Origin of the sequence: uncultured Campylobacter sp., from assembly GCF_938030785.1 — a bacterium.
Lineage (GTDB): Bacteria > Campylobacterota > Campylobacteria > Campylobacterales > Campylobacteraceae > Campylobacter_B.
In genome coordinates, this window is the sequence record NZ_CALHIK010000062.1 from 1 (window position 1) to 8,679 (window position 8,679).

At 46.7% G+C, this 8,679-nt stretch carries 8 protein-coding genes; 2 read left to right on the forward strand and 6 right to left on the reverse strand.

Annotated features, from left to right (window positions below; all coding sequences use genetic code 11):
- Positions 1 to 155: 155 nt before the first annotated feature.
- From Q0438_RS03220 to Q0438_RS03235, 4 genes are all read right to left on the reverse strand, one after another.
- A complete protein-coding gene (locus tag Q0438_RS03220) occupies positions 156 to 959 on the reverse strand; it encodes a transporter substrate-binding domain-containing protein (RefSeq protein WP_299187322.1) in 804 nt (267 codons plus the stop codon).
- Positions 960 to 1,064: 105 nt separating this feature from the next.
- Positions 1,065 to 1,871, reverse strand: coding sequence for a transporter substrate-binding domain-containing protein (locus Q0438_RS03225; RefSeq protein ID WP_299187325.1), 807 nt, complete (start codon positions 1,869 to 1,871; stop codon positions 1,065 to 1,067).
- A gap of 166 nt (positions 1,872 to 2,037) precedes the next feature.
- Positions 2,038 to 2,847: a transporter substrate-binding domain-containing protein gene (locus tag Q0438_RS03230; protein WP_299187327.1), complete on the reverse strand. Its 810-nt coding sequence runs from the start codon at positions 2,845 to 2,847 to the stop codon at positions 2,038 to 2,040.
- A gap of 172 nt (positions 2,848 to 3,019) precedes the next feature.
- The gene (locus Q0438_RS03235) at positions 3,020 to 3,523 is read right to left on the reverse strand and encodes a hypothetical protein (protein ID WP_299187329.1); all 504 of its coding nucleotides are present in this window, start codon (positions 3,521 to 3,523) and stop codon (positions 3,020 to 3,022) included.
- An 83-nt stretch (positions 3,524 to 3,606) separates the two neighbouring features.
- Between Q0438_RS03235 and Q0438_RS03240 the strand changes: the two genes are divergently transcribed.
- Positions 3,607 to 4,485 carry an aminotransferase class IV gene (locus Q0438_RS03240; RefSeq protein WP_299187331.1) on the forward strand — a complete coding sequence of 293 codons (879 nt, stop codon included), beginning with the start codon at positions 3,607 to 3,609 and terminating at the stop codon, positions 4,483 to 4,485.
- Between the two features lie 46 nt (positions 4,486 to 4,531).
- On the opposite strand, the gene Q0438_RS03245 is transcribed toward Q0438_RS03240, so the two are convergent.
- Positions 4,532 to 5,497, reverse strand: a complete 966-nt coding sequence (locus Q0438_RS03245) for a DUF3137 domain-containing protein (protein ID WP_299187332.1) — start codon at positions 5,495 to 5,497, stop codon at positions 4,532 to 4,534.
- An 8-nt stretch (positions 5,498 to 5,505) separates the two neighbouring features.
- Positions 5,506 to 6,843: an AAA family ATPase gene (locus Q0438_RS03250; protein WP_299187334.1), complete on the reverse strand. Its 1,338-nt coding sequence runs from the start codon at positions 6,841 to 6,843 to the stop codon at positions 5,506 to 5,508.
- Between the two features lie 56 nt (positions 6,844 to 6,899).
- Here Q0438_RS03250 and Q0438_RS03255 point away from each other — a divergent pair, with 56 nt between their 5' ends.
- Positions 6,900 to 8,282 (forward strand): SH3 domain-containing C40 family peptidase, encoded by a 1,383-nt coding sequence (locus tag Q0438_RS03255; protein WP_299187336.1) that lies wholly within the window; start codon positions 6,900 to 6,902, stop codon positions 8,280 to 8,282.
- Positions 8,283 to 8,679: the final 397 nt, after the last annotated feature.

The following is an 8,679-nucleotide window of genomic DNA, read 5'->3' on the forward strand; positions in this document are numbered from 1 at the left end:
GTATCTAAATAAAGGAAAAACGCTCATTACGCCCGAACGGAAAGGGGTATTTTTTATATAGCATCATTAAATAAGGCGTGTTTACTTGCTTCTAAATTTAAAGTTTTTAAATTTAGAAGCTTGGGCAAAGACTTTTAGGGTGTAACGACTAACTTCTAAAGAAAACTGTAAATTCCCTCTAACAAGAAATATTTTTTATCCGCGGTTCCTCGGTAAAACGGATCAAAGGTCTCTTCATAGGCGTTTTTGAAAAATCCCTCTTTGCTTAGCTTGATGAGCTCTGCATTGACGAAATCAAGCAGCTCTTGATTGCCTTTTTGCACGCCGATACCCATAAAATCGGGCGAGCCCAAATTCTTCATAGCCACTTCCACCGTATCGTCGGCGACCGGATAGGCTAGCACTATCAGATTATCGGTGGCGTAAGCATCGACTTTGCCGTCTTTTAGCATCCTGTAGCACTCTCTGGCGATCTTGCAAAATTCAAAATTGCTAAATCCCTCCTTGCGGAAAAACGCTTCGCCCGTGCCGCCGCTTTCCAGCAAGACCCTTTTATTTCGAAGCTCGCCGAGGGACTTTATCCTATCGTCCTTTCTAGTTAGCACGCCTAAATTTACTGAAAAATAGGGGATCGAAAAGTCGATCTGCTTCGAGCGCGACTCGGTTATGGTGATCGTAGCGATAACCATATCGACCCTGTTATTTATAAGAGCGGGGATTCTGTCTTCTACATTCATAGGCACGAATTCTATCCTGCCTTGCTTTGGCGCAAAAAGATCATTTGCGATGGTCTTTGCCATCGTCACCTCAAATCCTTCAAATTTACCCTCGTTTAGCTCGCCGAAAGGCGGCTGTCCGTCATAAACTCCTATTCTAATGACGCCGTTTTGCCTAATGCTCTCTAGGCTATCGGCAAAAAGCGCAACGCACGATAATAACAACGCAAAAATTAATTTCATCCATGAATCCTTAAATTTTTAAATTTAATCTCGCTCCTAGCTCTATAGGGGCAGAAAGTCGGTCAAAATTTTACTTTAAAATTTTTAAATTCGGCTGACCCGTTTTTAAAGCATATTATAAATTCCATCCAGCAAAAAGTATTTTTTCTCCGCCAATCCTCGGTAAAACGGATCGAAGTTCTCCTCGTAAGCTTTTGAAAAAAATCCCTCTTTGCTTAGCTTGATGAGCTCAGCATTGACGAAATCAAGCAGTTCTTTATTATCTTTTTGCACGCCGATGCCTATAAAATCGCTCGGTCCTAAATTTTTAAACGGCACTTCCAATATATCGTCGATGACGGAGTAGGCGAGCACTATGAGATTGTCGTTGATATATCCGTCGGCATCACCGCTGCGAACCATCTGGTAGCACTCTTTAGCAGAAGCGCAATGACCGATATTGGTAAATCCCTTTTGTTTGAAAAATTTCTCCGCTACGGTCGCGTTGCCCTCAAAGATGATCTTTTTATCGTGAAGTTGCGCCATATCTGTAAAGCCGTCCGCTTTGCGCGTCAGAATTCCTAAATTTACTGAAAAATAGGGAAGTGAAAAATCGATCTTTCTCTTGCGCTCAGCGGTGATGCTAAATAGACCGATTACCAGATCTACTTTATTCGTTTCTAAAAATGGAATTCTATCGTTTACGCCTAGAGAGATGAACTCTACCTTTCCCTCTTTTTTGCCGAATATATCTTTGGCGATCGCATGGGCTAAATTTATTTCAAAGCCTTCAAATTTTCCGTTATTGGACTCGCAAAGCGGTGGATGTCCGTCGCGAACGCCGATGCGAATAACGCCGCTTTGTCTGATCTCTTCAAGGCTATTCGCAAAAAGCCCCGCACAAAGCACAAATATAGCGATAAGTACTCTCATCTCCTCTCCTTTATCGTTTAAATCCCAACGGTATTCTAGCAAAAATAAGGCAAAAAGGGCTAAATTTTTATTAAAAATCGAATTTATTATTTGAAAAAACGAGTAATTAGATGAAATTTTAAAGAATTTTTGAAATTTAGCGGGTTTTTTGAAAACCCGCCAAGTGTTATAAGAGGCTGTAAATTTCGTCGAGTAGAAAGTATTTTTTATCTACCAAGCCGCGATAAAACGGCTCGAAAGTATTGCTGTAGGCCTTTTTGAAAAAGCCCTCTTTGCTTAGCTTGATGAGTTCTGCGTTTACCAGTTCAAGCAGCTCCTTGTTGCCCTTCGAAACGCCCACGCCGATAAATTCCGTCGAGCCCAGCGTCTTAAACGGCACTTCCAAGGCGTGATCGATGACACCGTATGCCAACACTACGAGATTGTCGTTTATATAGGCGTCGGCTTGGCCGTTTTTTACCATTTCGTAGCATTCGTTTGTGGTGCTGCAGCGTACTAGATTATGAAATTTTTCCTTTTTCAGATACTCTTCGGGAGCCGTTGCGTTGCCCTCTACTAAGATTTTCATATCTTTAAGCTGCGAAATATCGTTGATCGCATCGGCTTTACGCGTTAGCACGCCGAAATTTACGGAAAGATACGGGATAGAAAAATCGATATGCTTACTTCGCTCAGGCGTTATGGTAAGGCTGCCGATAACCAGATCGACCTTGTTATTTACTAAAGAAGGGATACGCTCGCTTGCCGTGACGGGGATAAATTTAATATCGCCCTTTTTATCGCCGAAGATCCCTTTAGCTATAGCTCTAGCCAGCGAAATTTCAAACCCTTCAAACTCGCCGTTTTTAGAATCGCTAAGTGGTGGGCGACCCTCTCTGATGCCGATTTTGATCGTGCCGCTTTGTCTTATACTGTCTAAGCTGTTTGCAAAGATACTGCCGCAAAGCGCAAAGATCATACAAAAAATTACTTTCATCCGATTTCCTTATCGTGAATTGATATTCGTTTTAAAACCTCGGCTTCAAAACGGACGATATTGTATCTCAAAAATTTTAAATATAACTTCAATTACAGAATAATATCGTTGAAAATTCCGAAAGCGGCGCAAATTTCGCGCAAGCAGGAAGCTAAATTTTAAAATTTTATCGTTATTTTGCGTCGAATTCTACGATTTTATTGAGCACGTACTGCTCCAAATCGCGTCTAGGCACGTCATTTTTGAGCGCTTCGTTGTAGATATTTTCGACTACGCGGCTGTATTTTTCGTAGGGGAAGTAGAGGAAATGGTTCGCCCAAGCGCGTTTGATGAGCTCGTGGGTTAGCTTTTTTCTAGCCCACGCTTTGAAGCAATCAAAGCCGATAAAAACCGCCGACGTCGTTATGATCGTAAATAAAATTGAGAAGTGAAAGTCGATCTTTTCGAACATCGCATGCGTAAGCGTTATCAAAAACATAACGCAGACGAATGCGAAGCAGGCGAAGATCACGTAGGATCTGCCGTAGTTAAATTTAAAATTTAGCTTCGAAGGATCGACGAGCATTCCGTCGTTAAATTCGGCATTGGCTTCGAGCAGATCGCGGAAAAGCACGGGTTTATGCGATACATGAAACATAATATCTAAAAGCTTGCCTTTAAAATTTGACCTATCCATCGGGGTTCCTTCGATTTTTGCGGCATTATATCTTAAATTAAATTGTTATAAGATAAAATGGTGCGAAATTTCAAGGAGAGATTATGTTTGAAATCAGCGGAATGAGCGGTGACGAGATAGTTTATATTAACGGCAAATTTTGCAAAGCTAAAGAGGCTGCGATAAGCCCTTTTGATCGCGGTTTCGTGCTTGGGGACGGCATTTATGAAGTAGCACCCGTGGTAAATTCTAAAATTTGCGACAGAGCGGATTTTTGGGAGCGCTTTGAACGTAGCGCCGCACAGATCGAGCTGAAAATTCCATATTCTCGCGAAAAATATGAGGAAATTTTATATGAGCTTATCTCTCGCAACGGCGTGAGCGAGGGCGCTTTCTATACTCAGATCACAAGAGGTGCGGCGATGCGCGATTTTGATTACGTCCGCGGCATAGAGCCCAGCGTCTTTGCCTTTGTCTATCATACGCAAATTTTTGATAATCCTCTCGCAAAAGAGGGGATCGAGATCGTAAGCCTGCCCGAGATCCGCTGGCACAGGCGCGATATAAAATCGATCTCGCTTTTAGCCCAGTGTATCTTAAAGCACGAGGCCCACAAGGTGGGTGCTTATGAGTGCTTTTTGATCGAGGACGGGCTTGTTACCGAGTGTTCGAGCTCCAGCGCGTTTATTATCAAAGATGACGTTCTGATCACGCGACCGCTTTCAAACGACATACTGCCGGGCATCCGCCGCAAGGTGATCCTAGGCCTTGCCGAGCAGGCGGGGCTTAGCGTACAGCAGCGGGCGTTTGGAATGAGCGAGGTTTATGAGGCCGATGAGGCCTTCATCAGCGCGGCGACGCTGATGGTGTTGCCGATCGTAAAAGCTGACGGCAGGCAGATCGGGGGCGGTACGGTCGGCAAATACGTACCGCGCCTGCGTGAGATGTATGCCGCGCGGCTAAGAGCCGAAGCGGGACTGTAATAGAGCGGTCAAATTTGACCCGTTAAATTTAAACTACGCGGGCTGATTAAATTTTGCTTTCTAGCTCGCCGGTTATGCGGCCTAGCTCGCTTACTAATTCTAAAATTTCAGCCAGTTCGTATTGGTGAGCATATGTCGTTCCAGTAGTTGGAGGTATGCTAAATAGCTCTGTTTCGAAGCGGTTCGGCGCGCCGTTTAGAAATAGGTAAAATTTATTATCCATAAATGCCGCACTGATGCTAAATTTATGGTAGTATCGCTTTAGCTCGTTTAGTCGCTCCATCAACGTAGGCGTCAATAGATAGCGAGCTTCGACCTTGTCATCAGCAAACACGCGAAATTCGCTATTAAAAACGACGTTGTCCATTAGCTCCTTCTCGCCTAAAATTTTTGTATTTAGCTCGCGGCTCGCCAAGATGGTTTTGGCGTAAAATCTCTTGCCGAATTCGCATATCAGCACGCTGCCGTTAAAATCCATATACGCATCATATAAGCTCATCGCAAGCGAAGCTAGCTTCACATAGGTATTGTCTATGCCCAGATCGTAGTTCTTTTTGATTCTAATCGCCTCGCTAAGGCTAAATTTTACCCCATCCCATTCGCCTTTTATCTCATCTTCGCTGATAAAATCTGAGTTTGCAAAGATTCCCGCTCGCCTGAATTCCTTCGCGCTTATGCCGCGGCCTGGCAAATAAGTAAGCTGCGGATACGCCTGTGAGATCGCCGTGCGTACCAAAACTTTTTTGTAAAATAGTTTATATTCATAAGCGGCGTCCGCAATGCCGTCGTAAATGCAAGCAACATAAATAATCAAAAGCACCGCGTAGATAAGATAGACTTCGATCATCTTGTAATCCGTATCATCGTCTGTTTTAAATACCGCATCGATCGCAAACATTATGATAAACGGAAACAGATACAAAAATGCTATCTTGGCATAGATCATCACTACCTTGCAAATACACTTTTTTTGTTTGGCTCTACTTAGCGCTATCGCTCTTTCTAGCCGCATGCGTTTCCTTAAATTTTTTGATCCGAAATTTTATAAAATTCGTTCTCTTGATAAAATTTCACCACGGCCTCGTCTGCGCTTGCGCTGCGCTGCAAATACCGCAGCAAGGGCTCTGAGCGCGTATATATCACGCCTAGCCCCGCAAGGCTCGTCGCGCGCGAAAGCGCCACATAGAGCTGCCCTTTGGCAAAGATCCTGTCGATGTCGCAGATGAGCTGCGGGATGCTCATGCCTTGGGATTTGTGGATCGTGATGGCGTATGCGAGCTTGAGCGGGAACTGATAATACCGCGCCAGCACGACCTGCTCGGCATCCGCGCCGCTTGCGGCGATCTCGCTTAGTTCGTATGTTTGCAGCCCCACGCGGCTTAGCATGCCCGAGGGCTTTTTTACGACCACGCTTTCGATCTCGCCGCCGGAACTTTTTTCGATCTTTTCGACGACGCCTTGCTCGCCGTTGAAAAACTCGCCGCTTTTATTCGCGGTAAACAGCACCTTTGCGCCCTCTTTTAGCGTCAGACTTTGCGGCGTATTTAGCGAGGCGATCCATTTTTGAATTTTCTGCTCGCTCACGCCGCTTTGCAGCGCTTCATAAACGCCCTCAAAGCTGCTCGGCGGCGCATTAAGCTTGGCTAGTCTGGCGTTATTTATCGCATCTACTTCGGCGTTTCGGCCCGAGATTATCGTGGCGTTCGGCTCAGCTCGCGCGGCATCGATGAGCAAAGATCGCATCAGCTCCGCCGACTGCTCGCTTGCGATGCCGAGCCGCAGCTCGCAAAGCAGGCGGTATAGCGCCGCATCTGCGGTGCGCTTAGAGCCTATCATCTCGACGTAAAAAAACTCGCACTGCCTCCACGCGTACGAGCCGAAGGCGTAATCCGAGTCGCTAAATAGGCTCGCGCGCAGCGCGCTCTCGCCCTCTTTACGCACCGGTGGAAGCTGATAAAAATCGCCCGTAACGAGCAGCCGTCCGTTAAATTTAGAATTTGAAATTCTAAGATAGATCATCTCGAAAAGCTCGGCGCCGATCATCGAAATTTCATCGATCACGATGAGGTCTGCGAGGGCTAAAATTTTTCGCAGTTCGCTTAGCTTGCCGCTTTGTTTGCGATCGAAGCCCTTTAGCTCCTCGTGGTTTTTGCAAATGCCGAAGCGGAAGAAGCTATGCACGGTCACGCCGCCGATCTCTACGGCGCTGATGCCGGTGCTGCCGAGTACGATGACGAGCTTGCCGCGAGCGCGGTAATCCTTGATGAGCTCTTTTATTACGTAGCTTTTGCCCACGCCTGCGCCGCCCGTGATGAAAATATTGCGATCTTTTAGCTTCTGGATGATGAAATTTATCAAGTTTTTTCCTATTTTTTGGCAAAATTATAGCCAAAATTTTTTAAAAGGCATTTTGTTTGAAACGATTAGTATCTCTCATATTCTCCGCTTTAATCCTTGCAGGTTGTGGTAAAACCGTCCATAAGTTTATCCCGGAAAATCCCGCTGTTTTGGATCTCGAATACGCTCAAAACAGCGAGCGGCTGCCGGCTCCTGCGTCGGTGCAAAACATAAGCGGAAAAGCGTTTAAGAGCCGCTATTTTAAAATTTGGTTTGACGATGCGCCGATTAAAGCGGAAATCGATACGTTTTGGGGGCTTAATTACGCAAAGGGGCGCCATTTTGACGCCGTAGGCAGGATATACGACGATGCGATCTATCAAAGCATTCGTATAAACGCCAATGAAGAGGCGTTCGGGCTGATCTCCGAGCCCGCTATAACGGTAAAAAACGCGCTGCTGCGAAATATCCCAAGCGACTTGCCGATTTTCGGCGATCCGAGCGAGCCGGGGGAGGGCGAGCCGTTTGATTACGCCGCAAATTCCGCCGTGAGCGTGGGCTATCCGCTGCTGCTATCGCATTACAGCAGAGACGGAGCGTGGGCGTTCGTACGCAACGACGGCGTGTGGGGCTGGATAAGAAGCGACGCGATAAAGCGCATCAGCCCTCAGCAGGCGGATATTTATGCAAATTCTAAATTTATAACGATCCTGCGCGACGGCGCCGCCATTTATGAGGAAAGCGGTGCGGAGCTTTTTAGAGCGCGTACCGGCACGATTTTGCCGTATGATTTTAGCGGCGAGCGCGATCTTGGCGGCACGCTCGGCGTACGGAGCGGATTCAGCGGCGAAATTTTAACCCAATTTGGCAGCAGGAGATATTTCGTTAGTGCGGAGGATGCGAGGCTTTGGCCCGCGCCGCTTGATGAGCAAAACTCAAAGATCGTAGCCGCTAGCCTGCTCGGGCAGAAATATGGCTGGGGCGGGTATAAATTTCTTCGCGATTGCTCGCTTATGACGAAAGACTTTTTGGCAAATTTCGGATTGTGGCTGCCGCGAAATTCCAAGGCGCAATCGGGCCGCGGCGAGCGTTTTTCGCTCGCGGGGATGAGCGCGGATGAAAAGCTTAGCTTCATCGATAAAAACGGCGTGGCGTATAAAACCCTGCTGTATATGCCGGGCCACGTGATGCTCTACGTAGGGCAGGTGGACGGCAAGCCCGCGGTGCTGCACGACATCTGGGGGCTTCGCACGATGGACGGCGGGCGCGCAGTCATCGGGCGCACGGCGATTACGTCGCTTACTATCGGCTCGGATCGCGCTGATATCGCCGAGGATCGCCTGCTGATTTCGCGTATCAGCGCTATGAGCGTGCTCTCGGGCGAGGATGACGCTATCTCGGACGATCGGTTCGCTCCTGAGGATCCGAGTACTCTGTCTGCGTATGCGAGCGGAAATTAGGCTGCTTGCGGGTATGGGCGTGAATTGAGCTTCGCTTAGCAGCCGTCGTCATAGTTTGCTTTTGCCGTTGGTGGAGTCGCGCGCTTGACGATGCTGTGGTGCGTGCAAGCGTAAATTTAAAACGGCGTTTTAAGTGCTGCGCCATTTTAAATTAGCCTAGATAGCGAACGAATTTGAAATTTCGGGCTTAAATTTAGTCTAAATTTAAGCCTATATCTCGCAGTCCTTAAAATTTCGGGAGAAATTTTAAAATTAGCCCGCAAGTCTGGTTAAAATTTTAAAGCGCTGTCTAAATTTACGCTCCTGTTTTAAAGCTCAATCGCGCGCCGCTTTCCTTAAAAGAACAAAAAATATCTCGGCGTCTTGCGTTTATACTTTAGATACTCCTGCCCGTAGG